A 25,278-nucleotide genomic window follows, 5' to 3' on the forward strand; every position below is an offset into this window, starting at 1 on the left:
CCAGATCTACTGGCGCTTACCTTATGAAACATTGATTTCAGGCCAAGATCAGGATGATGCCTCCTCGGCCGCCCGCTTATGTCGTACCGAGTCGAACAGGCAAATCCACGCGCTTAGCCGCCGAGTGTCTCGTCCCGTCGTGGCTTATTGGCTGATCCCATACTCCACCGTCACCACCACCCGCGCCAGTTTATCGATGGTGGTTTTATCGTAGGCACCGCCATATTCATCGTCGCTGCCGCCGCCCTGCGCCGGCAGGATATAGAAAGCCCCCTGATTGGCCGATTTCATCGCACCGACCTGGGCGTCGCCGGTCTTGGCAAATTCACTGGCGCGCTCGCGGGCGTTGCGGGTGGCGCTGGCGATCAGCGACATCTTGACCTGTTCCAGTCCGCTGACCAGATATTCCGGATTCTGCACGCTGATCGGCACGCCGCTTTCTTCCAGGCTGACGATCCGTCCGGCCGCCTTGTCCACCGCCGCCACATCGCTGCTGGTCAGCAGCAGTTCCTGCGAGGCGGTATAGCTCTCGATCTCGCGCAATTCACGGCCGTCCTGGTCAACTTTATGGACTGGCTGGTAAGTCTCGCGTCCCGGCGTGACCTGTTCGGGCTTGAAACCCTGTTCGACAAAGAAGCTGCGCAGTTTGGGCTGATTGGCGCGCAGCGCGGCAAAGGCGTCAGCGAGTACCGGGGCGTGGCCATGCACCACGATGCGCCAGCGCGCCTGATCGGCCCGGACCGACTTCTCGGCCAGTCCCTTCACGGTAATCGATTGCTTGTTGCTGGCCATTCGGTCGAGGGTATAGCTGACGATGGCGGAAGAGGCGATCAGTCCGACGGCAATGCTCAGGCCAAGGCCCAATAGCGAGGGACGGGAGGAATTTTCCATAGCGGCTTTTTTATGAGGGGAAAGGCCGCAGTGTACGCAGCAAAGGCAAGCCTTGGGCGGTGCTTTTTACCGGCAGACTAACCTTCGACTCCCAGCCGCATGCCGTCGTAGCCCACTTCGATGCCAGCAGGTAGCCGGGCGCTCAGGGCGTGGTATTCGAGTTCGTGGGTCATATGGATCAGCACGGTACGGCGCGCCTTGATCCGGGCGGCAGCAGCGAGTGCCTCTTCCACGCCGAAATGGGTGAAGTGGGCCTGTTCGCGCAGGCAGTCGAGCAGCAGCAGATCGAGACCTTCGAGCAATGCCAGACTGCTCTCGGGGATCTCCGACACATCGGTCAGATAGGCAACCCGACCGATCCGATAGCCATAGATCGGCCATTTGCCGTGCAGCAGCGGAATCGGCACCACCTCGACGCCTCGATGGCAGAACGGGCCCTGGACTGGCGTGGTCTGGAGCGCCGGCCGGTCCCACCATGGGCCTGGCGGCAGGGTGGTGTAGTGAAAGCGGGTTTCGATGTCATGCATCATATAGTCGTTGCCGAACACCGGAATCGGTGCCTTGGCGACGTAGCAGAAGGCGCGCAGATCGTCGATGCCATTGAGGTGGTCGGCATGCGGATGGGTATAGAGCACCGCATCGACCCGGGTAAAACCTTCGCGCAGCGTCTGTTGCCGCAGATCGGGGCCGGTATCGATCAACCAGTTAAGCCCGCCCGCCGTCAGCAGGGCCGAGGCGCGGGTGCGGCGGTTGCGCGGATCGGTCGAGCGGCAGGTCGGGCAGTCACAGCCAATGGCCGGAGTGCCGCCACTCGATCCCACGCCGAGCAAGGTGACATCGACCTTCATGTAAGGCGGCCTTCGAGCTTGAACAGTCGGGCGAAGTTGGCGGTGGTGGCTTCAGCAATGGTGGCAAGCGGCAGGCCGCGCAGTTCGGCGATATGTTCGGCCACATGGCGCACCAGCGCCGGATGGTTGGTCTTGCCCCGGAACGGCACTGGCGCCAGATAGGGCGAATCGGTCTCGATCAGCATCGATTCGAGTGGAATGGTCCGGGCCACTTCCTTGAGCTGTACGGCATTTTTAAAGGTGACGATGCCGGAAAACGAAATCAGGAAATTCATGGCGATCGCCGCATCGGCCACTTGCTGGGTTTCGGTAAAACAGTGCATCACGCCACCGACTTCGGCCGCGCCTTCTTCTTCCATGATGCGCAACGTATCTTCGGAAGCGCTGCGGGTATGGATGATCAGCGGCAGCCCGGTCGCACGGGCGGCGCGGATATGGACACGAAAGCGTTCACGCTGCCATTCCAGGTCGCCTTCGAGCCGGTAGTAGTCAAGCCCGGTTTCACCGATGGCGATCACTTTGGGATGGGCTGCCAGCTCCACCAGCCGCTCGACGGTCGGCTCTTCGGTATCTTCATAGTCGGGATGGACGCCGACCGAGGCATAGATCTCGGGAAAGCGCTCCGCCAGCGCGATCACCCCGGGCCATTGCGGCAGATTGACCGAGACGCATAGCGCATGGCTGACCTGATTGTCACGCATCGCGCTGCGCAGGCGGTCGATGTCCTGGGCGAGTTCGGGGAAGTCGATATGGCAGTGGGAATCGATAAACATAGGCAAGTGGGGAAACGGCGGGCAAGCCGGCATTCTAATCCGGTTTGGTCGTGGCCGGCGCGTATCGCCATGCTGCTGGGTAGCAGGCGAGGCTTGCGAGGGGGCTATTGAATTAATGCGTTCTTCCTGGAGAGAAGGCCATATATCGTGTCGAGCAGCAAGTTTTCGATTTTTCCGTTCTTTGCAAGGGCTGTACTGGCTGCTAGCCAGGCGGCATAGAGACTGAGAGTCCGAGGAGACCACGTCATGCATATCGCCATTCTGACTTTCGATGCTTTCAACGAACTCGACTCGCTGATTGCGCTGGGCATTCTCAGCCGCGTCAAACAGCCCGACTGGCGCGTGTCGATTGCCAGTCCGACCGCTCGGGTCCGTTCGATGAATGGTGTGACGATCGATGCACAAGCATCGCTGCAAGAGGCGTGCGAAGCCGATGCGGTGTTGGTCGGCAGCGGCGCAAAGACCAGGGAAGTGGTGGCCGATTCCGCCTTGATGGCACAGTTGCGGCTGGACCCGTCGCGGCAGTTGTTGGCGGCCCAGTGTTCCGGAGCGCTGGTGCTGGCAAAGCTGGGGCTGCTGGACGGTGTGCCGGCGTGTACCGATCTGACGACCCGGCCGTGGGTGGAGGCGGGGGGTATCGAGGTATTGGATCAGCCTTTCTATGCCCGGGAAAACGTCGCAACCGCTGGAGGCTGCATGGCCTCACCTTATCTGGCTGCCTGGATCATCGCCCGGCTGCAAGGCGTCGCAGCGGCCGAGAGCGCCTTGCACTACGTCGCACCAGTTGGCGAAAAGGCAGATTACGTGGAGCGGGCCATGCGCCATATCGGGCCGTATCTTTGTCCTGTAGCGACAGAAGTCTGACTTGTCCGTGCTTTCCATACGGCGCCGATAGCTCGACGAAAGCGCGAAGCTCAAAGGTCTCTACAGAAAATAACCATTAATAGAGACAGAGCTTTTTAAAAGGCTCATGACAGCTAAGCAGAGCTTGGTGGCCCGGTAGTAAGCCTCCAATGCCAAATAGGGCAGGCATTGAAATTAAATATGCAGAAAGAGACTCGTAGCAACAAATCTGATCCATACAAAAAAACCGTCGATTCATTCGACGGTTTTTTTGTATGAATGATTGCCTGGCAGGGCAATCAACTGCCGGGATTTGGCACGGTGGGGGTAAAGCGCAGGCTGTGAACCGTGGGCCCGGGCAGGAAAGGGGTAGGTTGGCCGCGTACCCAGGCGTCGTGGCCGGCCAGGAAATACGGGCTGAGCGGGTGGCCGCTCTGGCCACCCGGCATATGGAAGATGCCGCGTTCCTCGTGGCCGGGGGCCACCACCATCCGTTCCGAGGCGCCAAAGCCTGGGCCCTGGACCCGGGGCATATTGCCGTCGCCGGGCAGCGGATCGGTCGGGGCGCGCAGGAAGTCGCCGAACCAGGGCAGGAAACGGGCCAGCGGATGGGCGATATTGGCGCGGTTGCGCTCGCCCCAGCTTGCCTTGGCCAGCGGTCGGTTGTCGGGCGTCAGGTCGTTGAGAGCGGCGTCGAGCTGGGCCAACTGAAAGGCGCGCCAGTCGGCATGGCCGACCGGCAGCCAGGCGTCGGGTGCGGCATCGAGCAGGCGGTTGGCCACCACTTCCCAGCGCGAGTTGGCGTCGCGGTATTCCACATCGGGCAGGCTGCGTCGCAATTCGCGATCAAGACTGCCAAACAGGCCGTGATAGACCCGGTCGCGGAATACCCGGGCGATCCGGTAACCGACCGCATCGGCTGCGGCCCGGCCGCTCCAGTGCTCAAGCAGGGCCCGGGCCTCGCGGCGGCGCGGTGACTCCGACAGGGCCTGGGTGTCGAGCAGCTTGAGCAGGCGTTGGCGCCAGACATCGATCAACAGGGCACGGTCGTCGAGTTGGATGGCCAGCATATCCTCTTCGTCGGCCTGGCCCAGCTTGCTCAGCCGGTCGCGTATCTGGGTGGCCCGGGCACCCAGGTCGGCGCCGCCGTCGCCGATCTTGAGGTAATCGAGTCCGCCTAGTTGGCGGTTATTGGCGCTCCAGAGCTGGCCGGCCGTCGGATCGACCCGTTGTGGATAGTCGACCGGGGCGTAATAGGTGGTCCAGGCGGCATGTGGATCGGTGCCGTTGAGCGGGAAGCTGTTGCGTTCACCGGGCCAGGGTCGCTTGGGCAGCAGGCCGGCGATGGTCCAGCCGATATGGCCGCTGCTGTCGCCGACGATCAGATTCTGGGCCGGAATGCCGCAAACCTGGCCCACGGCAAGTGCCCCGGCCACATCGTCGGCCGCTTCCATCCGCAGCAGATTGAGGTTGACGGCGTTGCGTGCATCGTGGGCGACCCAGCGTACCGCGTAGTCGACACCGCCGACCCGCCATAGCGGACCCCAATGGGTTTCCTGCACCGTCAGCCGGGCTGGGCGGTCGTGGCTGACTTCGATGGTCTCGTCGATTGTCTGTAGCGGCAGCCAGCCATCGGCCGAGCGGTAGCGGCTGTGGTCGTGATCGACCTCGGTGGCGACCAGATCGAGCCAGTCGCCGTAGCTGTTGCTGAAACCCCAGGCGACCCGGCCGTTGCTGCCGACCACCATCACCGGTGTGCCCGGCAAGGTCACGCCGACCACCCGGCGCGGGCCGTTGCGGTCGGGATATTGCCAGGCGGCCCGATACCAGGTGTTGGGCAGGCGCAGGCCCAGATGCATATCGTCGGCCACCAGCGCCGCGCCGCGTACCGAACGGTTACCAGCCAGCGCCCAGTTATTGCTGCCGCTTGCACTGGCATCGGGGCGCGCGGGGGCCATGGCCGAAGTAAGCTGGCCTCGCCACCACGACGGGGCGCTGCGTGGCAGGGCCGGTTCCCGCAGTGGCGGGGCGTCGCGGTCGAGCAGGGCGTCCCAGTTGCTCTGCTCGGGCAGCAGAAAGGCCAGCTGCGCCGCATTGACCCGCTCGGCCAGCCAGCCCCGGGCGAATTCGCGCCTGACTTGACTTCCCTGCAAATCGAAATACATGGCGTAGACGACCAGCAGGCTATCGGCCGGTTGCCAGGACTGTGGCTGCTGGCGCAGCAGCAGATATTCGAACGGCCGGGCATCGAGCGAGCCCAGGCCCGCGTTGACGCCGTCGCTGTAGCGTTGCAGAAGCTGGCGGTCGGCAGCCGGCAGGGCGGCTACCGCGGTTTCGGCGCGCTGGCGGAAACGATGGAGCCGGTTGGCCCGGTCCATCGGCAGCGCTGCCGCCCCGACCAGTGCAGCCACTTCGCCGGCGGCGCTGCGGCGCATCAGGTCCATCTGGAAAAAGCGGTCCTGGGCGTGCAGAAAGCCCAGGGCGTAGGCAATATCGCCGCGTGCGGCCGCCCGGATCGTGGGGACGCCCAGGGCATCGCGTTCGATATCGACCGGCGCACTCAGGCCCGCTACCTCGCGCTCGCCGTCGAGCTGGGGCAGGCTGGCACGCAGCGCCCCCCAGCCCGCCGTGGCCAGCAGCGCTGTGGTGGCAACGCAGCCAAGCGCAGCCAGACGCAACAGACGCCATGGCCGGCGGGTCGGGGTGGTGGGGGTCAAGGCGGGTCCGCCTTACATGGTGTGGGTGGTACGGCTCGATTGCAGTGCGCCGCCGAGCAGACCTTCGATTTTATTGCGGGCCTGTACCCCGGCTTCATTGGACGAGAATTGCACGCCGATACCCTGGGTACGGTTGCCGTGCGAGCCGGGCGGGGTGATCCAGACCACATGACCGGAAACGGCGATCTTGGCCGACTCTTCCATCAGTTGCAGCAGCATGAACACTTCGTCGCCGATGTTGTAGGCCTTGGGGGTGGGGATGAAAATGCCGCCGCCTTTGACAAAAGGCATATAGGCCGCGAACAGGGCGGCCTTTTCCTTGATGCTGAGCGACAAAACACCGCCGGGACGCGGTCCGGCGGCGGGCTTGGGAGCTTCTGCCATCTGGCTTCTTCCGTCGAGTTGCGTGAAACGGGGCGGCCCGCTTGGTCAGCTGCGTCCGCCGCGCAGCGCCTGCTGATAGCCGAATAACAACTGCTCGAACACCAGGCGCGGATTGAGTGGATGCAGGGCGAGCCGCCGAGCTTCCAGTACATCGTCATGATAACGCATAAGCCTTTGTACGTCTGCTGCATCAGCCAGCGCGGCCAGTCGGGCGGTTTCGGCCGGGAAGTAGCGGGTCGAGCCGCTCAGGCGCAGGCGGACCAGATCGTGTATCCAGCGTAGCAGCCAATCGACCGCCTGCACGACTTCGACATGCTGCCGATCGAGCTTTTCCGCCAGTTTCAGCACATCGAGCCTGCGCGGGTCGGCCAACTGGTCGAGCAGCTCACGACGCTGTTGGGCCAGGCCCGCTTCGGCGCGCTCAAGCGCCAACAGCGGTGCGCCGCCTGCTTCGTCGAGATGACGCTCGGCTTCGCTGAGACCCTGGCTGCTCAGCCATTCGAGCGCCGGTCCGCGTGATGGCAGCGGCAGCGGCAGGCGACGGCAGCGGCTGCGCAGCGTAGGCAGCAGCCGGCGCCATTGCTGGCTGACCAGGATAAAGATCGCTCCTTCGGGCGGCTCTTCCAGGGTTTTCAGCAGGGCATTGGCGGCGGCCAGATTGAGTGCATCGGCCGGCTGGATCAGCGTGACACGCCGACCGCCACGATGGGCGCTCAGATTGACGAAATCGTTGAGTTCGCGCACCTGATCGATGGTGATCTGGGTCGAAGGCTTTTTCTTGGTGCCTTCCTCTTCGTCGCTGTCGCTGCCAAGCGGGGCGAGTTCACGATAGTCCGGATGGTTGCCGAGTTCAAACCAGCGGCAGCCGTCGCAATGACCGCACGGCGCCGTGGCGGCTTCGTTCTCGCAGAGCAGTGACTGGGCCAGATGACGGCCGAACGCCAGCTTGCCGATGCCCGCTTCGCCGCACAGCAGCAAGGCGTGGGGCAGGCGGGCCGTCTGCTGGCGCAGTTCGTGCCAGGCCGCTTGATGCCAGGGGTAGAGCATGGAGGGTTCCGTTTCTAGACGATGCCGCATTCGGCCAGTAGCGCCGCCAGGCGCTGCTGGATGACGGCAATGGTCTGGGAGGCATCGATCAGTCGCACGCGCTCCGGATCGAGTCTGGCCCGTTCGAGATAGGCGGCGCGGACACGCTCGAAGAAGGCATCGTGCTCGCGCTCGAAGCGGTCGAGGTCGCGGCTGCCGGCGAGGCGGGCGCGGCTGACTTCGAGCGGGATATCGAAGATCAGGGTCAGATCGGGCTGAAGCAGACTGCCGTCGGCACGGCTCAGTGCCCAGCGCTCCAACTCGGCCACCCGCGCAAAGCCCAGATTGCGGCCACCGCCTTGATAGGCGTAGCTGGCGTCGGTAAAGCGGTCGCTGACCACCGAGCGGCCGGCGGCCAGCGTCGGCTCGATGACCTGAGCCACATGCTCGCGTCGGGCGGCGAACATCAGCAGCGCCTCAGTATCGACATGCATCGGCTCGCTGAGCAGCAGGCTGCGCAGCTTTTCGCCCAGCGGCGTGCCGCCGGGCTCGCGGCTGACCAGATGGTCGATCTTATGTTCCGTCAGATAACGGGTAAGCCAATCGAGATGGGTGCTTTTGCCAGCACCGTCCAGGCCTTCGAGGGAGATAAAGCGGGGTTTTGGCATAGTGGCGAGATTATAAGCGGATTTGCAAGCGCCATACCCCGGGAGGGTAGCGAGCCTGCCTGCCCTTCTGGATTCTGTGCCCGATCGCTTAGTGGGGCTTATTGCCGGTTGCGGACGAGCCAGCGATCATGCTTTCTCCATGCGTCCGAGGCTGCCTCTGTCGATGCTCGGGTTCCGGCTCGGACGCTGACTCATTTCAACGCTGTGAGGGGAATGAATTGCCGGGTAATGCGTTGCCAGGGTGGAGGGCTTGTGTGACGCCGGACGGTTTGAGCGAAGGCGGTTATCAACTTCTTCCGGGCCAGCTCGACGCCGAGCAGTGCGACTACCTCAAAACCGTGCTGTCCCGCATTCCTCCCGAACGCGCTGGCCGCCGCAATATTCTCGAGTCCTGCCCCGAAATCTGGCCTTTGGTGGAAGCCGGAAACCTCTACGCCCCGGTTCGTGCGCGGCTTGGCCCCCAGGCCCGACTGGTGCGCGCGCTCTATTTCGACAAGACCGCCGCGCGCAACTGGCAGGTTGGCTGGCATCAGGATTTGAGCATTGCAGTCTCCGAAGCCGCTGAGCTGCCCGGTTTCTCTGCCTGGTCGTCAAAGGCGGGCGTGGTGCATGTCCAGCCCCCCGACGCGCTGTTGGCGCGGATGTTGACGGTCAGACTGCATCTCGACCCGGCTGACCGTGACAATGGGGCACTGTGGGTATTGCCCGGCAGCCATCGGCAAGGTCGGCTTGCCGAGGAGGGGATAGACGCGGCGACGGCATTGGGCGAACCGGTGTTGATCGCTGCAGCAGCCGGCGATGTGCTGCTGATGCGGCCGCTGTTGCTGCATGCCTCGCGTAAGGCGCTTACAGCGGCGCGACGGCGGGTTTTGCATCTGGAGTACAGTGCCGATGAACTCCCGGCGCCTTTGCGCTGGGCGCTACAGATTGAAAAGTAGAAAATATACTTTTTTACATAAATGGCTTTATTTCTTGCAGGAGATTTGCGCAAAATTTTCATTTTGCGCAGTTTGTTAGCCAGCTTCTGATTCCAGCCCGACTTCCACCGTTTCTCCTGGCCACGCTGGCGACAGGATTTCCTGCCCGGGCACGCTGCCTGCCTTGCCGATTCAGCTCAGGAATGCCGGTTTTCGCTGTTGCAGTGCAGCAAGAAATCTGGCCTCGACATACAATCGCGTATCTTCGTTCTGAAAAGGAAAACGTCATGGAGACGGACAGAAGACGGCCTCGCATCGTGATCGTCGGTGGCGGGGCTGGTGGCCTGGAGCTGGCGACCCGACTCGGCGATCGGCTCGGGCGGCGCAACAAGGCGGAGGTGGTGCTGATCGACAGTCAGCGCACCCATATCTGGAAACCGCTCTTGCACCAACTGGCCGCCGGCAGCTACGACAGCCACGCCGAGGAAATCGAATATATCGCCCAGGCGCGTTGGCATCACTTCCAGTTCCGTCAGGGACGCTTTGCCGGTCTAGACCGCAGCCGCCGCGAAATTCTGCTCGCTCCGCTTCTCGCCTCCGACGGCGAGGAGATTCTTCCCTCACAACGACTTTCCTACGACTATCTGGTACTGGCCATCGGTAGCCAGACCAACGACTTCGGCACCCCCGGTGCCAATGAATACGCCATCCATCTCGATAGTCCCGCCGCTGCCCGCGAATTCCACGAACGGCTGATCGACGCCTGTCTGCGCGCGCAAAGCCTGCCTGACGAGGACGGCAGCCGGCGCATGACGGTCAGCATTATCGGCGCCGGCGCCACCGGGGTGGAGCTGGCTGCCGAACTGCATGCGGCGGCCCAGGTGCTGGTGAGTTTCGGCCTGGAGCGGCTTGACCCCGACAAGGGCTTCAAGATCGTGCTGGTGGAAGGCAACGAACGCATTCTGGCCGCCTTGCCGGTACGGCTGGCCGCGGCGGCGACGCGCGAGCTGCATAAGCTCGATATTGAGATCCATACCGGTGAGCGGGTGGTCGAGGTCAGCGAGCGCGGCGTCAAGCTCAAAAGCGGGAAATTCATTCCCAGCAATCTCACGGTATGGGCCGCCGGCATCAAAGCAGCAGACTTCCTTCATGAAATCGATGGCCTTGAAACCAACAAGATCAATCAGTTGGTGGTGGAGCCAACCCTGCGCACCACGCGCGACCCCTTGATCTTCGCTTTTGGCGACTGCGCCGCCTGTCCCAACGGTCCCGACAGCTGGGCGCCGGCCCGGGCCCAGGTGGCGCATCAGCAAGCCGAGCTGCTGGCCGGTAATCTGGTCCGCGCGCTGGAGAATCGGCCGCTCAAGCCGTTCAGGTTCCAGGATTACGGCTCCCTGGTATCGCTTGGCAGCTATTCCTCGGTCGGCAGCCTGATGGGCAGCCTGTCGCGCGGCAGCCTGTTTGTCGAAGGGCAGCTGGCCAAGCTGATGTACTGGGGACTGCATAAACAGCACCAGATGGCCTTGTCGGGCTGGATACGCACCATACTGATCACCCTGTCGGAATGGCTTGATCGGGTGCATAGACCGCGGATCAAGCTCCATTGAGGGGGCGGTCGTGGACAGTCCGAGACTAAATAATTCCTGAAATTATATTTTCTATTTAAAAGGCCCTTGCTGCCTTGTGCAGCTGGGGCCATTTATTTTCCAGTGGGAGGCTCTTGCTTAGAGTGCCGCCCCGGCAAAGCCATGCTGGCGCCAGGCTTCGAACACCGTGACGGCCACCGCATTGGAGAGGTTGAGACTGCGGTTGTCAGGCCGCATCGGCAGCTTGATACGCCGCTCGGGCGGAAAGCCGTCACGCACCGCCTCGGGCAGGCCGGCGCTTTCCCGGCCGAACAGGAAGACATCACCTGGCTGATAGCTCGCGCTGTCGTAACGGGTGCTGCCCTTGGTGGTCATGGCGAAGATGCGTCGGCCCGCGAAGGCGGCGAGGCAGCTCTCCCAGTCGTCGTGGACCTGCATCGCAGCGTATTCATGGTAATCGAGCCCGGCGCGGCGCATCCGGGCGTCGTCGAGCGGAAAGCCGAGCGGCCGCACCAGATGCAGTTCGCAGCCGGTATTGGCGCAGAGGCGGATGACATTGCCGGTATTGGGCGGGATTTCAGGCTGGAACAGGATAACGGCGAACATGGTGCTGGCAGGCAGAAACGGAACGGACGGCAGTGTAGCGCAATTGGCCGCCGCTACAGACGGTCGGCCCGTGCCACCACCCAGCCATCGACCCGGCGCGCCCCGGCTGCTTTGAGGGCGCGGGCGGCGGCGTCGAGGCTGGCGCCGCTGGTCATCACATCGTCCACGACCACCACATGCAGACCGTCGAGCCGTCGCCTTGCCGTAAACGCATTACGCATGGCGCGCCGACGTTCGGCACGTGACTGCGAGGCCTGGGGCGGGGTGGGGCGCTGTCGGAGCAAGACGCGTCGATCGAGCGGCAGACCCAGTCGGGCACCGACCAGCCGAGCCAGCAGCAGCGACTGGTTGAAGCCGCGCTGCCGCTGTCTTTGCGGATGAAGCGGCAGCGCCAGCAGCAGATCGGGCCGCTCGGCCTGAGCCACCCGTTCGGCCAGCAAGCTCGCCAGCGGTCGGGCCAGACTCAGATCGCCGCCGTATTTGAAGGCCGGAATCAGCGCATCGAGCGGCCAGTCGTAACGGCAGGCCGCGAGACAATGGTCGAAACCCGGGGCGTGGTGCAGGCAGTCGCCGCAACAGTCGCCGCTGCCCAGCGCCACCGCACACAAGCGACAGCGCGGACCGTCGGCGCGCGGAAGGTCGTGCCGGCAACCTGGGCAGAGTCCGTGGCGATCGGCGGCACTTCCGCACAGCACGCATTGCGCCGGCAACAGCAGGTCGAATGCACGTTGCGCAATATTTAAGCAGTGGTTGAATATCAGGCTGGGGAAATTTGACAAGGGCAGGGTCCAACGGAACAATCGCGCTACCTTAAAACAATCGACGTCGTGGAAGAGACCCGCATGAACCAGCCTGTCACGGCGCAAGCCATTACCCTGCAGCGTAAGCCCGAACCCCATGCCAGCACCGAACGCTGGCCGCTCGATCAGGTGCTGGCCCTGTTCTCGCTGCCGTTCAACGATCTGCTGTTTCAAGCCCAGACTGTCCATCGCCAGCATTTCGACCCGAACAAGGTGCAACTGTCGACACTGCTGTCGATCAAGACCGGCGGCTGTCCCGAGGATTGCGGTTACTGCCCGCAGTCGGTGCGCTATCAGACCGGCGTCACCAACCAGGAAATGCTGCCGATCGAAGACGTGCTGGCCGCCGCCCGCGCCGCCCGCGATGCCGGCGCCTCGCGTTTCTGTATGGGCGCTGCCTGGCGCGGCCCCAAGCAACGCGATCTGGAACAGGTCAAGCAGATGATTGCCGAGGTCAAGTCGCTCGGTCTGCAAACCTGCGCCACACTCGGGATGCTCAAGCCCGGCATGGCCGACCAGCTGCGCGACGCCGGGCTCGATTACTACAACCACAACCTCGATACCGCGCCGGAAAAGTACGGCGACATCATTTCCACCCGCGATTACGACGACCGCCTCGATACCCTGCGTCAGGTGCGTGACGCTGGCCTCAACGTCTGCTGCGGCGGCATCGTCGGCATGGGCGAAACCCGTGAGCAGCGCGCCGGCCTGCTGCGCGAACTGGCCAATCTCGATCCGCAGCCAGAATCGGTGCCGATCAATAATCTGGTCCAGGTCGAAGGCACCCCGCTTGCCGGCAGCGATCGGCTCGACTGGAGTGAATTCGTCCGCACCATCGCCGTGGCCCGCATCATGCTGCCGACTTCGTTTGTGCGGCTGTCGGCCGGTCGCCAGGAAATGCCCGAATCGGTCCAGGCACTGTGCTTCCTCGCCGGCGCCAATTCGATCTTCTATGGCGACAAGCTGCTGACTACCGGCAATCCCGAGGTCGAACGCGACCGCCAATTGTTCGCCAAGCTCGACTTGGAGGCTTTGCAGCTGTAAAGGGTTTACCTGGCGGGTGGTTTGGCTTTTTGGAAAAAGTTCTGCAAAACAAATGCTAGAGCTGTTTTGCATTGAATAGGAATACTAAAAATATTTGTCCAGGCATCCGAGCCAACCATCAGCCGCTGTCGTCACAAGAAATAAGGGTCGGCAAAAGCCGGCCCTTATTTTTGCAGAAGGAGGATGGGTGAGTGCTCGGTGCGTGCTGACGCGCCGCAGCGAGGCAATCGCGGATGAGGGCGTCCCGATCGGTCTTGGCGAGTTGGTGCGTCTGGATACCCAATTGCGGCCGAGCTGAGGTAAAGGGTTTTCGGCAAACAGGGCAATCAGGCAGACCGGCGTGAGCCGGCCTGAGATCGCGGTCAGGGCCGCATCGGCATGCCGTCGCGGAAGATCAGCAATTCACCAGGGGCCATGGGGGTCCAGACCTCATTGTCGGTCAGCGGCTGGGTGGCGATGACCGATACCAGATCGCGCTGGGTGGTGTACTCGCTGAAGTCGACCGTGATGTCGTTATCGACCAGATGGGCACAGCCAAACGGCGCTTGGCGCACGATGTAGTGAAGCCGGGTCGAGCAATGGGCGGCCAGCCACTGGCCGTTCGACAGCATGAAATTGACCACGCCACGCTGGGCCAGATCGGCCGCCAGCTCGCGCAGCACGGCGAACAGCTCGGCCTCGGCCGGGAAATCGACAAAGCGCTCGGCAAGACGCTCCAGCAGCCAGCAGAACATATGTTCGCTATCGGTGTTGCCGACCGGGCGGAAACGATGGCCGTCGAGCCGGGGCGGGTCCTTGACGTCGCCGTTATGGGCGAACACCCAGTAGCGGCCCCATAGTTCGCGGCGGAACGGATGGGTATTGGCCAGCGACACCTCGCCCACGGTCGCCTTGCGGATATGGGCGATCACATTGGTCGATTTGATCGGGTAATTGCGCACCAGCTCGGCAATCGGGGAGATGGCAGAAGGCTGGTAATCGAGGAACAGCCGACAACCGCGATCCTCGAAGAAGCCGATGCCCCAGCCGTCGCGGTGGTGATCGGTGTCGCCGCCACGGCGGCGGAAACCTTCGAAAGAAAAACAGATATCGGTCGGTACATTGCAGTTCATGCCCAAGAGCTGGCACATGGGTTTTTCTCGCCAATCGAAGCTGTGTTTATGATGCTAGCATCTGTGATCGGGGGTGCCTACTCGATTGCTAAAATCCTTGGCTACCCCAATAAAATCAAGCGTATAGTGTTGTGTTACCAGTCGGCCCCGCCTCTGCTGGAAGAGGCGTCCGGTGGTGCCGCAGGAGGTCATCATGATCATCGATAATCTGCGCAGCGCCAGCAGTCACCTCGCTATCGGCCGCATGGGTCTCGATGCTTTATTGCGCTGGCGTCCTGGCGAGACCTCCACCACTTCCGACATTCTTCGCCTTCCCAGTTCCACCAATGTCCTGCTGAGCGACGACGGTCGCCGCCAGTCGATCCTGGCCGAGCTTGGGCGTAATGTGGCTGGGCTGGTCGATGCCGACGCGGTGGCACCGTTTGCCGGCCGGCCGGCCGATACCGGTGTGCTCGCTTCCGCCAGCAATAGCGGCGGGGTGGCGCGCACGGTCGATGTCGATGTGCGCCAGATCGCCACGGCCCAGACCCTGCAAAGCGCCCGTTTTGCCGACGAAGACCGCACGATCATCGGCACGGGCAGCCTGACTTTCCGTTTCGGCAGCATCAACCCGGGCGTCAACAGCTTTCTGCCCGACCAACGGGCCCCGGCCACGGTGGTGATCCGGATCGATGACGGTACCCTGGGCGGCATCGCCAATGCCATCAACCGGGCCGGCACCGGGGTGCTGGCTTCCACCGTCGATGATGCCGGCGGCTCGCGCCTGCAAATCCGGGGCCGCGACACCGGCCGCGATCAGGCTTTCCAGATCGATGTGGCCGACGACGACGGCAATAGCATCGACGATGTCCGGGGCCTGTCACGGCTGGCTTTCCAGCCAGTCGAACCGGTCGGCTATGGCCGCAATCTGTTGCAGATCCAGGCGGCTGCCGACACCGAACTGCATATCGGCGAGCGCAGCCTCAGCAGCGCCAGCAGCCGGGTACGCGATAACCAGGGACTGGCCGACTTCGAGGTGGCCGCGCCGGGCCAATCTAGCGTCGATTTCGGCCGTGAGGCCGACACGGCCGTCAAATCGGCCCGCACCCTGGTAGACAGCTTCAACCGTGCCCGCCAACAACTGGCGCCGCTCGATCAGTCGGGCGAGGGCGGCGTGCTCGATCAACTCGATCTGGCCGCCGCGTCGGCCAGCGATCGCAGCGCCGCCCGCTATCTCACCGGCAGCGGCGTCGAACGTCTGGCCGACGGCCGGCTCAGCCTCGATGAGGGCGCCTTGCGCAAAGCCTTTGTCGAGAGCGCCGACAGCGTGTCCGAGGTGCTTGGCAATTTCGGCCAGCGGCTGGCGGCACTGTCGGAGGGCAATAACGCCAACGCGACTTCGCTGAGCTGGCAGCAGCAGTTGCAGTCGCTGTTTGGCACGCAGCCGACCTTGCTGGCCTATTCGCCCACCACCCGCAGCGTCTACGGCTTGGCGCAGTACCTCACAGTAGCGCGGCTCTGAGCGGGCCGACCAATAGCCAACCGAGACATCGATAGCACTATTCATCCTAAGATGACCGCTAGGGTGGCACGGTAACGGCACAATATTTTCTTGGCAAGATGGCACGTCAGTCTTGCCGTGATGCAGCAAAAAACCTCGTAGTCGGGTCTGGTTGAATTACCTGGTCGTACCTTACTGCCTGAGCAGAACAAGCCGGCGCTTCCCACTGCGGTTGCGCGGCAAACCCACTGTCCGAAATCCCCTGACCAACCTCAGCCGCGCTACCGTCCAGGCGACAGCGTGAGTTGGCTAAGCGAATGACAAAAAAGCAGATTTTCCGATGATGCTTGTGCTGCTGTGCCATCTCTCCTCAAGGCTGATTGCCAAAAACCTTTTTCCAGCCCGGCCGGCCGTCCGGCATCGCAATTGACGCTCTGGAGTCCCCATGGCGACATGGATTGTCGCAGTGGCAAATCCAAGTAGTTCATGCCTGATGGCTACGGTTTTTCTATTGCGGCGCACAAAATAATTGCCCGAACGCGGGCGCGACAACAATTGGAGTGGACGATGAAACTCGACCTTGCACGGCCGGGCACGCGCTGGCGTGCCGTGGGCGCAGTGCTGTGCCTGACGCTGGCGCTGGCCGCTTGTTCCGAAGAAGACCTGACCGAGCAGGGGCCGCCGCTCAGTGCCCTGCCCGATACCGTGGTGCGCATCCATTACGGCCGCGCCGACGCCGATTATCGAGGCTGGGGCCTGCATCTGTGGGACGAGGGCCAGGCGCTCAATCTGCCGCGGGTGGTGGAATGGGGTTCACCTTGGGAAGCCAGCGGGCGCGACGATTTCGGCGCGGTCTACGATGTGCCGGTCAAACCGGGTGCGATCAGCTTCAATCTGATCCTGCATCAGGGCGACAACAAGAATTGCCCCAACGACCAGAAGGTCGATCTGGCCCAATCAGGCCGCGAACTGTGGCTGTTGCAGGGCGACTGTACTTTCTATACCAAGCAGCCGCAGATCAAGGTCGGCAATCCGGCCCAGGCCAAAGCCTATTGGCTCACGCCCGATACGCTGGCCTGGCCCGGTGCGGCCGCGGGCGACCGTTACCGGCTCTACCATGCGGCAACGGGCGGGATCAGCACTGGTGTAGGCGGCGTCAGCGGTGGCGAGCCGGTCGAACTCGGTGTCGAGACGGCCGGGCTGGCGGCCAGCGTGCGCGAGCGTTTTCCGCATCTGGCCGGGGCGACGGCCCTGCGCCTGCCTGCCAAGACCGATGCCCGCTCGCTGCTGCGCCGGCAACTGGTGCTGGCCCGCTTTGACGGCAATGGCCGGCTGCTCGATGCCACGGCGCTCCAGACTGCGGGCGTGCTCGATGCGCTCTATGCCGAGGCGGCGGCGGAAGTGCCGCTCGGGGTGACCTTGGAAAAGGGCCATCCGACCTTCCGGCTATGGGCGCCGACGGCGCAGCAGGTGAGCTTGCTGCTGTCGGACCGGCCCGATGGCCCCGAAACGGCCCGGGCGCTTGAGTACGACCCCGACAGCGGCATCTGGTCGGTACGCGGCGAGCCTGCCTGGATGGGGCGCAAGCACTATCGCTATCAGGTCGAGGTGTTTGTACGCAGCAGCGGCCGGGTCGAGACCAATCGGGTGACTGATCCGTACTCGGTGGCCCTGTCGGCCGATAGCACCCGCAGTCTGCTGGTCGATCTGGACAGCGCGGCGACCAAACCGGCGGGTTGGGACAGCCACCCGATACCGACCTTGGCGGCGCCTGAGGATATTTCGCTGTACGAGATGCATCTGCGCGACTTCTCGATCAACGACCCGACGGTGCCGGCGGCCGATCGCGGCAAATACGCGGCTTTCGACCATCTAGGCTCGCATGGCATGCGTCATCTGCAAGCCTTGCAGCAAGCGGGGTTGACCCATCTGCATCTATTGCCGCTGAACGATATCTCGACCATTCCCGAGCGCGCGGCGCAGCGTCAAGAGCCGGTGATCGACCCCAATGCCGCCGGCGATGCCGAGCAACAGCAGGCGGCGGTGACGGCCGTACAGGAGCGCGACGGCTTTAACTGGGGTTATGACCCGCTGCACTACAACGTGCCCGAAGGCAGCTATGCCAGCGACCCGGACGGTATTGCCCGGATCGTGGAATTCCGTCGCATGGTGCAGAACCTGCACCGTATCGGCCTGCGCGTAGCGCTCGATGTGGTCTACAACCACACCCCGGCCTCGGGCCAGGATGCGAAATCGGTGCTCGACCGTATCGTGCCGGGTTATTACCAGCGGCTCGACGAACAGGGCAATGTGGCCAACTCGACCTGCTGCGCCAATACCGCGACCGAAAACGCCATGATGGCCAAGTTGATGATCGACTCGGCCAAGCTGTGGGCGCGTCATTATCAGATCGATGCTTTCCGCTTCGATCTGATGGGCCACCAGCCGCTGGCGGCCATGCGCCGGCTCAAGCAGGAAGTCGATGCCATCGCCGGGCGCGATATCTATCTGTACGGCGAAGGCTGGAATTTCGGCGAAGTGCAGAACGATGCGCGTTTTCGTCAGGCGACCCAGCTCAATCTGGCGGGCAGCGGAATCGGCAGCTTCTCGGATCGCCTGCGCGATGCAGTACGCGGCGGCGGGCCGTTTGATGGTGGCGAAGATCTGTTGCGGCGGCAGGGCTTCGGCAACGGTCTGTGCTACGACAACCGCGACGGCAGTGCTTGCGCCGACTGGCAGCGCGAGGCCTTGCTGCGTGCGCAGGACATGATACGGCTGGGCCTGGCGGGCAATCTGCGCGACTACCTGCTGACCGACTATCGCGGCGAGCAACGCCGTGGCGAGCAGTTCGACTACAACGGTCAGCCGGCCGGCTATACCGCCGACCCGCAGGAGCTGATCAGCTATGTCGGCAAGCACGATAACCAGACACTGTTCGATATTGGCCAATACCGTCTGCCATCGGCGACCTCGGCCATGGCGCGGGCCCGGGCGCAGATCGTGTCGCTGAGCCTGGTGGCCTTGGGGCAGGGGGTGCCGTTCTTCCATGCCGGCGACGATCTGCTGCGCTCCAAGTCGCTGGACCGTGATTCCTATAATTCGGGCGACTGGTTCAACCGGATCGACTGGGGCTACCAGCACAATAACTGGGCAGTCGGCCTGCCGCCGCGTGAGAAGAACGGCGACAATTGGGCGGTGATGAAGCCATTGCTGGCCGATCCGGCGCTACAGGTGGGGCCGGGCGCGATCGCCTTTACCCGCGATGCCTTCCGCGATCTGCTGCGGCTGCGCCAGAGCACGCCGCTGTTCCGGCTGCGTAGCGCCGAGGCGATCAAGTCGCGGCTGTCCTTTCCCGCCGCCGGGCCGGGGCAGGCGCCCGGGTTGATCGCGATGCGGCTCGATGGCAGTGGCTGGACCGAGGCCGTTTATCGTGGCGTGCTGGTGCTGTTCAATGCGGACAAGGTGGCGCGGACGCTCGATCTGCCCGCCGAAGCTGCGGCGCACTGGCGCTTGCATCCGGTCCAGGCCAGCGGTAGCGATCCGGTGGTGAGGGAGGCGGGCTTCGCTGCCGGTCGCTTCACGATTCCGGCGCGGACCACGGCCGTATTCGTGTTGCCGTAAGCCAGATGGCCGGTCTGCCCGGCAGGGCGGACCGGCCGCTTACGCCGCTTGTATCTTCCACAGCATGGACTGTCCTGCTTGCTTATAGTGAGCGCGTATGGCTGGAGGTCGCTTGACTGATAAAGGGGTGGAATATGTATCCGGGTCGGGAAGAAATAGGCGGGGTAATGTTTGGAGTGATGGTAGCCATGCTGCTGGGGTTGTTGGTGGCGATGATCTTTCATGCCTTGACACTCCATCGCACCATGGATGCAGTCAGCGAGATCAACCGGCCCTGTCCCGGGGCGCTGGTCTGGTTGACCTTCTTTCCGCTTCTCGGGGCGCTGTGGTACCTGGCTTACATCATTCTGCTGTCGACGGCGATCCAGAAGGACATGGCCCTGCGCGGTGTGCAGGATAATGGCCAACTGCCGCTGGCTATCGCTCTGGTGGTCTGCTGGGTGCTGAGCCTGGTGCCATTCATCAATGCGGTGTCCTGGATGGCGCTGTTGGTGATCTGGATCATCTACTGGGTCAAGATGGCCGAATACCGCCGTCGTCTGGCCGGCTAAACCGCTCCGGCGCGCCTCACCACGGGGCGCTCTCCCTCTCATGAAGCAGTTTTTTCTGTAACGGAATACTGCCGTCTCACCTCACTGTTTTGTTGTTTATATTTAATACAATTCTCGATTTGCTTCGATCATCTGATTGATTTTTATCGATTTCTATAAGGTGTGCCGCAGTGTTGCCCGATGTCGATTCTCGCGCGCTGGTCGCTTTCGTCTTGCAGAACCTCGAAGTTCTCCTCAATGTCCTGATCGTTTTGCTGCTGCTGGGCAAAGCCCTCGCCCTGATCTGTCATGCGCTGGTGCTACAGCGGGCGATGGATGTATTGAGCCCGGATAACCGGCCCTTTCCCGGCCTGACCATCTGGATCAGCTTTATCCCACTGCTCGGCTGCCTCTGGTACGTGGTCTATATCCTCAAACTGTCTGCCGCCATCGAACGTGAGCTGGCAAGGCGCTGTCGGATTGCCGACACCGGCCAAACGCCGACTGCCCTGGTACTGATTGCCTGTCTGGTGCTATGCCTGATCCCCGATCTGAGGCTGATCGTGGTGCCGCTGGCAGTGGTGATGTGGCTGGTCTATTCGATCAAGATGCTGCAATACCGGCGCATGCTGGAAGCAGCAGGCTGGGTGGGTGGCCGCAGTCACGGGGGCGAGACCGCGGCTTGTCGGATGGGGGCGCGGACTGTGCCGAATTTTATATTAAGACGTTAAATGTTGCTCCAAATCTAGCAGTATATTTGCAGAAAAGTTTCCTGTTGGCATTTTCTGCCTCCCGGCCAGCCTGGCATCCTCTGTGGTCAACCTTAAGCTACGCACTGGCAATCGGATTTTCCGGTGCGTCGCTCGGACGCTCAGTGAGCGAGCGGTCTGCCTGATGGACGCAGTGGCTGGCCAGGATAGGTCTGGCCTTGGGCTATGACTCCCGAGCCGATTTATCTCTCCACGCCAAGCTGAGTCAGCGCAAAGGCGTAATCGAGCGCCGTATCGTGCAGTCGGTCATAGCGGCCGCTGCGTCCGCCGTGGCCGGCCTCCATTTCGGTCAGCAGCAGCAGCGGCTGCTGATCGGTCTTGAGCCGGCGCAGCCGTGCCACATATTTGGCGGCTTCCCAATACATCACCTGACTGTCGTGCAAACCGGCGCGTACCAGCATGGCAGGGTAGTCCTGCGCCTTGATATTGTCGTAGGGCGAATAGGCGCGCATCCAACCGTATTGCTCGGCCAGGCGCGGGTTGCCCCATTCCTCGTATTCACCGACGGTCAGCGGCAGCAGCGGGTCTTGCATGGTGGTCAGCACATCGACAAACGGCACCTCGCACAGCACCACCGCAAACAGATCGGGCCGCATATTGCCGACGCCGGCGACCAACAGGCCTCCTGCGCTGCCGCCTTCGATCAGCAGGCGGTCGGGGGCGGTGTGGCCGCTGTCAACCAGGGCCTGGGCCACGGCGATAAAGTCGGTGAAGCTGTTGATCTTGGCGGCCATCTTGCCGGCGTCGTGCCAGGACGGCCCAAGGTCGCCGCCGCCACGGATATGGGCCACGGCATAGATCACACCCCGATCGAGCAGCGACAGCCGTGTGCTGGCGAAATAGACATCGTTGGCAATGCCGTAGGCGCCATAGCCATCGAGCCAGAGCGGTGCCGGGCCATGGGCCAGGGCGTCGTGGCGGTAGGCCAGCGAGACGGGAATGGCGGTGCCGTCGGCGGCGCGGACTTCCATCCGGCGGCAAACATAGCGCGACGGGTCGAAGTCGCCCTTGACCGGCCGGGTCTTGAGCACTTGCCGCTCGCGGCTGGCCATATCGTATTCGTACAGGGTGTCGGGCCGGGTCAGCGACTCGATGCCGAAGCGGAACTGCCGGGTATTCCATTCCGGATTGACATCCCCGTAGGCGCTATAGCTTTCCAGCTCGATCTCGATCCGGTGGCTGTCGCCGCTTGCCAGTTCGGTGATGGTGAAGTGCGGCAGTCCCGCTTCGCGTTCATACAGCACCCGATAGTCGCGGAAGCAATCGAAGCCTTCGAGCACCACGTCGGGCCGATGCGGCACCACCTCCTGCCAGTGTTCGCGGGCCGGGTTGGCGATCGGGACGGCAACCAGACGGAAGTTGCGGCCCTGGTCATTGATGCGCAGATAGAAATGCTCGCCGTGATGGTCCACCTCGTATTCGACTTCGGCACGGCGGCGGGCCAGCAGGCGCCAGCGGCCGTTTGGCCGGTCGGCCGGCAGAAAGCGGGTTTCGCTGCTGGTCAGGCTGTTGCTGTCAACGAACAGATAGCGCTGGCTGCGCGATAGATGGACTTCCAGTTCGAAGCGTTCATCGGTTTCCTGCCGCAGCAGGCAATCGGTCTCGTCCCCGAGCCGGTGACGCCAGAGCTGGTCGGAGCGCTTGGTGGTCGGGTCTTCGCTGGTAAAGAACAGGGTGCGGTTATCGAGCGCCCAGGCGACCGAGGTGATCCGGTTACGGCGCAGCGGCAGCAGCTTGCCGCTGTCGAGGTCTTTGACGCGCAACTGGTAGCGGCGGTCGCCCCGGCTGTCGATGCTGAAGGCGAGCAGTCGCCCATCGGGACTCGGCTCGAAATGTTCCACGCTGAAGAAGGCTTTGCCGCGTGCCATGGCGTTGAGGTCAAGCAAGACCGTCTCTGCGCCACCGGCGGCCGGGCGGCGGCACAGCAGCGGGTACTGGCGGCCCGCCTCGGTACGTGAATAGTAGAGCCAGGCGCCAAGCCGCCACGGGACCGACTGGTCGGTTTCTTCGATCCGGCCGAGCATCTCGTGGTAGAGCGACTCGGCCAGCGGTGCGAGCGGAGCCAGGGCGGCGTTGGCGTAGTCGTTTTCGGCCTGGAGATAGGCCAGCGTGGCCGGATCATCGCGTTCGCGCAGCCAATAGTAGGGATCGCTGCGGCGCTCGCCGTGACGGCTCAGGGTTTTGGGCCGCTCGGGAGCGAGCGGAGCGGGGAGGGATAAGTCGAGCGGCATGGCTGGGTCGGGTGAAGAGTCAGATGATTTGCCGCAGCGGCTTACCGGCGGCAAAGGCATCGATATTGTCGATCAACTGGTCGGCCATCCGGCTCATGGCGGCATGGCTGGCCCAGGCGATATGCGGTGTGATCAGCAGATTGGGTAGGGCGGCCCGCAGCAGCGGGTGGTTCTCGGGCGGTGGCTCCTCGGGCAGCACATCAAGGCCGGCTCCGCCCAGATGGCCGCTTTGCAGCGCCGCAAGCAGTGCGTCGGAATCGACCAGCCCACCTCGGGCCGTATTGATCAGCAGCGCGCCCGGGCGCATCCGGGCCAGTTCGGTGGCGCCGATCAGATTGGCCGTGGCCGGCGTCAATGGACAGTGCAGGCTGACCACATCGGCTTCGGCCAGTGCGGCGTGAAAGGCGGTATAGCCGGGGCGCACGACGCTGGCGTCACGCCGCTCGGCGTGGATCACCCGCATCCGCAGCGCCGTGGCGATCTCGCCGGTGCGCCGGCCCAGGGCGCCGCTGCCGACCAGGCACAGGGTACGGCCGGCCAGCTCGATGATCGGTGCGCCGAAATGGCAGAAACTGGCCGAGCGCGCCCATTGCAGCCGGGCGTCCTGCTGGTAGGCCGGCAATTGCTTGGCCAGCGCCAGCATCAGCATGATGGCGTGTTCGGCCACGCTGTCGTCGGCATAGCCCTGGATATTGCACACCACCACTGCGCGCTCGCGCGCAGCCGCAAGGTCGATATGGTTGGTGCCGGTGGCGGCGACCGCGATCAGCCGCAGTCGCGGCAGACGGGCCAGGGTGGCGGCGTCGAGCGGCACCTTGTTGGTGATGATCACTTCGGCTTCGCTGGCGCGCTCGACGATGCGGCTGGGGTCGGTGGCGTCGAAGTCGCGCCATTGGTGCGGCGTGACCAGGCTGGGCAGCGCCACCGGCAGGCTGGCGCGGTCGAGAAAGACGATGCTGAGCATGAAGGGGGTCCACGGGCTGGATAAGAAAAAGTCGGAGTCCAGGCTGGCAATGCCAATGCCTGGACTGACATCGACCGAGCCAGAAGGCCGGACCCCAAACCGATGGCGCCGTGGCGGGCACGGCGCCGCGATTCTACCGCGTCCCGGCCTATTCGATCAGTGCCCGGTAGGCATGCCAGGTGGCATGGCCTACCAAGGGGCCGGTCAGGATCAATCCGAGCGAATAGCTGAAAAAGCCTATCGCCACCAATAGAGCGATCAATAATGCCCAGGTCGCCATGCACAGCGGATTTGCCAATACCACCCGCACACTGGCGAAGATGGCGCCGAAGGTATCGACGTCACGGTCGAGCATCAAGGGGATCGATACCACCGAAATGGCAAAGGTCAGCCCGGCAAAGGCAAGTCCGGTGCCCAGATAGACCAGCACGAACGGCAGATTGTCGTTGAGCAGGAATTCAGGCGACAGGATCAGTTCGAGCGAGGGCAGGTTGTCGGTAAAGAACAGGGCGAATATCACCACCGAGACCCGCATCCAGCCCGCTACCAGCAAGGCGAGCACGATGGAAAACAGACCGATGCCGGCCGGATTGGCCCGCCAGGCGGTCAGTGTGGGCAGAAAGCGCACCTTCTCTATGGTTTCGCTACGCCGGCTGATTTCGTAGAGACCGATGGCGATAAACGGACCGGCAAGCAGGAAAGCCGTTACCAGGGTCAGGATATGGTGGGGGGCGTAATCGAACAGCGCATGAATCGTATAGCTCATCGCTGCAAAACACAGCCCGTAGAACAGACTGCCATGCGGCAGCCGGGCGATGTCGGCGATCCCGTGGCGCAGCCAGGCAAACGGCGTATACCAGGGCAGGTCACGGACCTTGGGGTTGAGAGAGGGGGGAGCAGCGTGCTCCAGAATTTCCGCCATGTTTGACTCCTCCTTGTTATGGCCGCGAAGGGCGAGTTCGCAGCTTGCAAGAAAGAATCTAGGCGTCGCGGGCCGCCACAGCAAGCGGCCCGCGCAAGGCCGATCGCCTTATTCGACGTCGAGCAGTTCGACCTCAAACACCAGCGTGGCATTGGGCGGAATTACGCCACCAGCACCACGGGCGCCATAGCCCATGTGCGGCGGAATGGTCAGTTTCCGGACACCACCCACCTTCATGCCGGTCACACCTTCGTCCCAGCCCTTGATCACACGGCCGGCGCCCAGCGCAAAACCGAACGGCATGCCACGGTCCTTGCTCGAATCGAACTTGCGGCCATCGGTCAGCCAGCCGGTGTAATGCACGGTGACTTCCATGCCGGCACGGGCTTCCGGGCCATCGCCCACAGTGAGGTCTTCGATTTGCAGGCTGTTTTCCTGGTTGTCGCTCATGGCAAACGCTCCATTGAGGCACCCGTCCGGGCACCGATTAGAAAGCGGCGGATGATACGCGAGAGGTCCGACCCGGACCAGAAGCGGGACAGTCC

Annotated in this window: 22 protein-coding genes; 8 read left to right on the forward strand and 14 right to left on the reverse strand. The window is 63.2% G+C overall.

Annotated elements, in window-relative coordinates; genetic code table 11:
* Positions 1–144 precede the first annotated feature (144 nt).
* From ACFOW7_RS02025 to ACFOW7_RS02035, 3 genes are all read right to left on the reverse strand, one after another.
* A complete protein-coding gene (locus ACFOW7_RS02025) occupies positions 145–891 on the reverse strand; it encodes an SIMPL domain-containing protein (protein WP_378160473.1) in 747 nt (248 codons plus the stop codon).
* 77 nt (positions 892–968) lie between these two features.
* A complete protein-coding gene (locus ACFOW7_RS02030; RefSeq protein ID WP_378160477.1) occupies positions 969–1,739 on the reverse strand; it encodes an MBL fold metallo-hydrolase in 771 nt (256 codons plus the stop codon).
* Positions 1,736–2,512, reverse strand: coding sequence for a TatD family hydrolase (locus ACFOW7_RS02035; protein WP_378160479.1), 777 nt, complete (start codon positions 2,510–2,512; stop codon positions 1,736–1,738). Before ACFOW7_RS02035 ends, ACFOW7_RS02030 begins: the two co-directional genes overlap by 4 nt.
* A 246-nt stretch (positions 2,513–2,758) precedes the next feature.
* Between ACFOW7_RS02035 and ACFOW7_RS02040 the strand changes: the two genes are divergently transcribed.
* Complete coding sequence (locus tag ACFOW7_RS02040; protein ID WP_378160481.1) at positions 2,759–3,376, forward strand: DJ-1/PfpI family protein; 618 nt, start codon at positions 2,759–2,761, stop codon at positions 3,374–3,376.
* Between the two features lie 278 nt (positions 3,377–3,654).
* Here ACFOW7_RS02040 and ACFOW7_RS02045 read toward each other — a convergent pair whose 3' ends face one another.
* Genes ACFOW7_RS02045 through tmk form a run of 4 tightly spaced genes read right to left on the reverse strand, consistent with a single transcriptional unit; the run spans position 3,655 to position 8,150 of the window.
* The gene (locus tag ACFOW7_RS02045) at positions 3,655–6,072 is read right to left on the reverse strand and encodes a penicillin acylase family protein (RefSeq protein WP_378160483.1); all 2,418 of its coding nucleotides are present in this window, start codon (positions 6,070–6,072) and stop codon (positions 3,655–3,657) included.
* 12 nt (positions 6,073–6,084) lie between these two features.
* On the reverse strand, positions 6,085–6,456 hold the full coding sequence (locus ACFOW7_RS02050) for a PilZ domain-containing protein (protein WP_378160485.1): 372 nt from the start codon (positions 6,454–6,456) through the stop codon (positions 6,085–6,087).
* Between the two features lie 45 nt (positions 6,457–6,501).
* Positions 6,502–7,503: a DNA polymerase III subunit delta' gene (holB, locus tag ACFOW7_RS02055; protein ID WP_378160487.1), complete on the reverse strand. Its 1,002-nt coding sequence runs from the start codon at positions 7,501–7,503 to the stop codon at positions 6,502–6,504.
* Positions 7,504–7,517: 14 nt separating this feature from the next.
* Positions 7,518–8,150 (reverse strand): dTMP kinase, encoded by a 633-nt coding sequence (gene tmk, locus ACFOW7_RS02060; RefSeq protein ID WP_378160489.1) that lies wholly within the window; start codon positions 8,148–8,150, stop codon positions 7,518–7,520.
* Between the two features lie 254 nt (positions 8,151–8,404).
* Here tmk and ACFOW7_RS02065 point away from each other — a divergent pair, with 254 nt between their 5' ends.
* Both ACFOW7_RS02065 and ACFOW7_RS02070 read left to right on the forward strand, forming a co-directional pair.
* Entirely contained in the window at positions 8,405–9,088 is a 684-nt protein-coding gene (locus ACFOW7_RS02065) for a phytanoyl-CoA dioxygenase family protein (RefSeq protein ID WP_378160491.1), read from the forward strand.
* 266 nt (positions 9,089–9,354) lie between these two features.
* Positions 9,355–10,674 (forward strand): NAD(P)/FAD-dependent oxidoreductase, encoded by a 1,320-nt coding sequence (locus ACFOW7_RS02070; RefSeq protein WP_378160493.1) that lies wholly within the window; start codon positions 9,355–9,357, stop codon positions 10,672–10,674.
* A 117-nt stretch (positions 10,675–10,791) separates the two neighbouring features.
* Here the strand turns inward: ACFOW7_RS02070 and ACFOW7_RS02075 are convergent, their stop codons facing one another.
* Both ACFOW7_RS02075 and ACFOW7_RS02080 read right to left on the reverse strand, forming a co-directional pair.
* Complete coding sequence (locus tag ACFOW7_RS02075; RefSeq protein ID WP_378160495.1) at positions 10,792–11,259, reverse strand: tRNA (cytidine(34)-2'-O)-methyltransferase; 468 nt, start codon at positions 11,257–11,259, stop codon at positions 10,792–10,794.
* A 53-nt stretch (positions 11,260–11,312) separates the two neighbouring features.
* Positions 11,313–12,158: a ComF family protein gene (locus tag ACFOW7_RS02080; RefSeq protein WP_378160497.1), complete on the reverse strand. Its 846-nt coding sequence runs from the start codon at positions 12,156–12,158 to the stop codon at positions 11,313–11,315.
* On the opposite strand from ACFOW7_RS02080, the gene bioB reads away from it, so the two are divergent.
* Positions 12,102–13,103 carry a biotin synthase BioB gene (gene bioB / locus ACFOW7_RS02085; protein WP_378160499.1) on the forward strand — a complete coding sequence of 334 codons (1,002 nt, stop codon included), beginning with the start codon at positions 12,102–12,104 and terminating at the stop codon, positions 13,101–13,103. The two genes, ACFOW7_RS02080 and bioB, sit on opposite strands and share 57 nt — an antisense overlap.
* Positions 13,104–13,465: 362 nt before the next feature.
* Here the strand turns inward: bioB and ACFOW7_RS02090 are convergent, their stop codons facing one another.
* Positions 13,466–14,233: a class II glutamine amidotransferase gene (locus ACFOW7_RS02090; RefSeq protein WP_378160501.1), complete on the reverse strand. Its 768-nt coding sequence runs from the start codon at positions 14,231–14,233 to the stop codon at positions 13,466–13,468.
* A gap of 175 nt (positions 14,234–14,408) precedes the next feature.
* Here ACFOW7_RS02090 and ACFOW7_RS02095 point away from each other — a divergent pair, with 175 nt between their 5' ends.
* From ACFOW7_RS02095 to ACFOW7_RS02110, 4 genes are all read left to right on the forward strand, one after another.
* Positions 14,409–15,716, forward strand: coding sequence for a hypothetical protein (locus tag ACFOW7_RS02095; protein ID WP_378160503.1), 1,308 nt, complete (start codon positions 14,409–14,411; stop codon positions 15,714–15,716).
* A gap of 546 nt (positions 15,717–16,262) precedes the next feature.
* Positions 16,263–19,316: a pullulanase-type alpha-1,6-glucosidase gene (gene pulA, locus ACFOW7_RS02100; RefSeq protein WP_378160505.1), complete on the forward strand. Its 3,054-nt coding sequence runs from the start codon at positions 16,263–16,265 to the stop codon at positions 19,314–19,316.
* 179 nt (positions 19,317–19,495) lie between these two features.
* Positions 19,496–19,867 carry a hypothetical protein gene (locus ACFOW7_RS02105; RefSeq protein ID WP_378160507.1) on the forward strand — a complete coding sequence of 124 codons (372 nt, stop codon included), beginning with the start codon at positions 19,496–19,498 and terminating at the stop codon, positions 19,865–19,867.
* Positions 19,868–20,037: 170 nt separating this feature from the next.
* On the forward strand, positions 20,038–20,577 hold the full coding sequence (locus ACFOW7_RS02110) for a hypothetical protein (protein WP_378160509.1): 540 nt from the start codon (positions 20,038–20,040) through the stop codon (positions 20,575–20,577).
* Positions 20,578–20,798: 221 nt separating this feature from the next.
* Here ACFOW7_RS02110 and ACFOW7_RS02115 read toward each other — a convergent pair whose 3' ends face one another.
* From ACFOW7_RS02115 to ACFOW7_RS02130, 4 genes are all read right to left on the reverse strand, one after another.
* Positions 20,799–22,847 carry a S9 family peptidase gene (locus tag ACFOW7_RS02115; RefSeq protein ID WP_378160511.1) on the reverse strand — a complete coding sequence of 683 codons (2,049 nt, stop codon included), beginning with the start codon at positions 22,845–22,847 and terminating at the stop codon, positions 20,799–20,801.
* Between the two features lie 19 nt (positions 22,848–22,866).
* Positions 22,867–23,811: a D-2-hydroxyacid dehydrogenase gene (locus ACFOW7_RS02120; protein WP_378160513.1), complete on the reverse strand. Its 945-nt coding sequence runs from the start codon at positions 23,809–23,811 to the stop codon at positions 22,867–22,869.
* Positions 23,812–23,959: 148 nt separating this feature from the next.
* The gene (locus tag ACFOW7_RS02125; RefSeq protein ID WP_378160515.1) at positions 23,960–24,733 is read right to left on the reverse strand and encodes a DUF2189 domain-containing protein; all 774 of its coding nucleotides are present in this window, start codon (positions 24,731–24,733) and stop codon (positions 23,960–23,962) included.
* Between the two features lie 108 nt (positions 24,734–24,841).
* On the reverse strand, positions 24,842–25,183 hold the full coding sequence (locus ACFOW7_RS02130) for an FKBP-type peptidyl-prolyl cis-trans isomerase (RefSeq protein ID WP_378160517.1): 342 nt from the start codon (positions 25,181–25,183) through the stop codon (positions 24,842–24,844).
* Positions 25,184–25,278 lie beyond the last annotated feature (95 nt).

The sequence above is a fragment of the Chitinimonas lacunae genome, assembly GCF_042650885.1.
Lineage (GTDB): Bacteria > Pseudomonadota > Gammaproteobacteria > Burkholderiales > Chitinimonadaceae > Chitinimonas_A > Chitinimonas_A lacunae.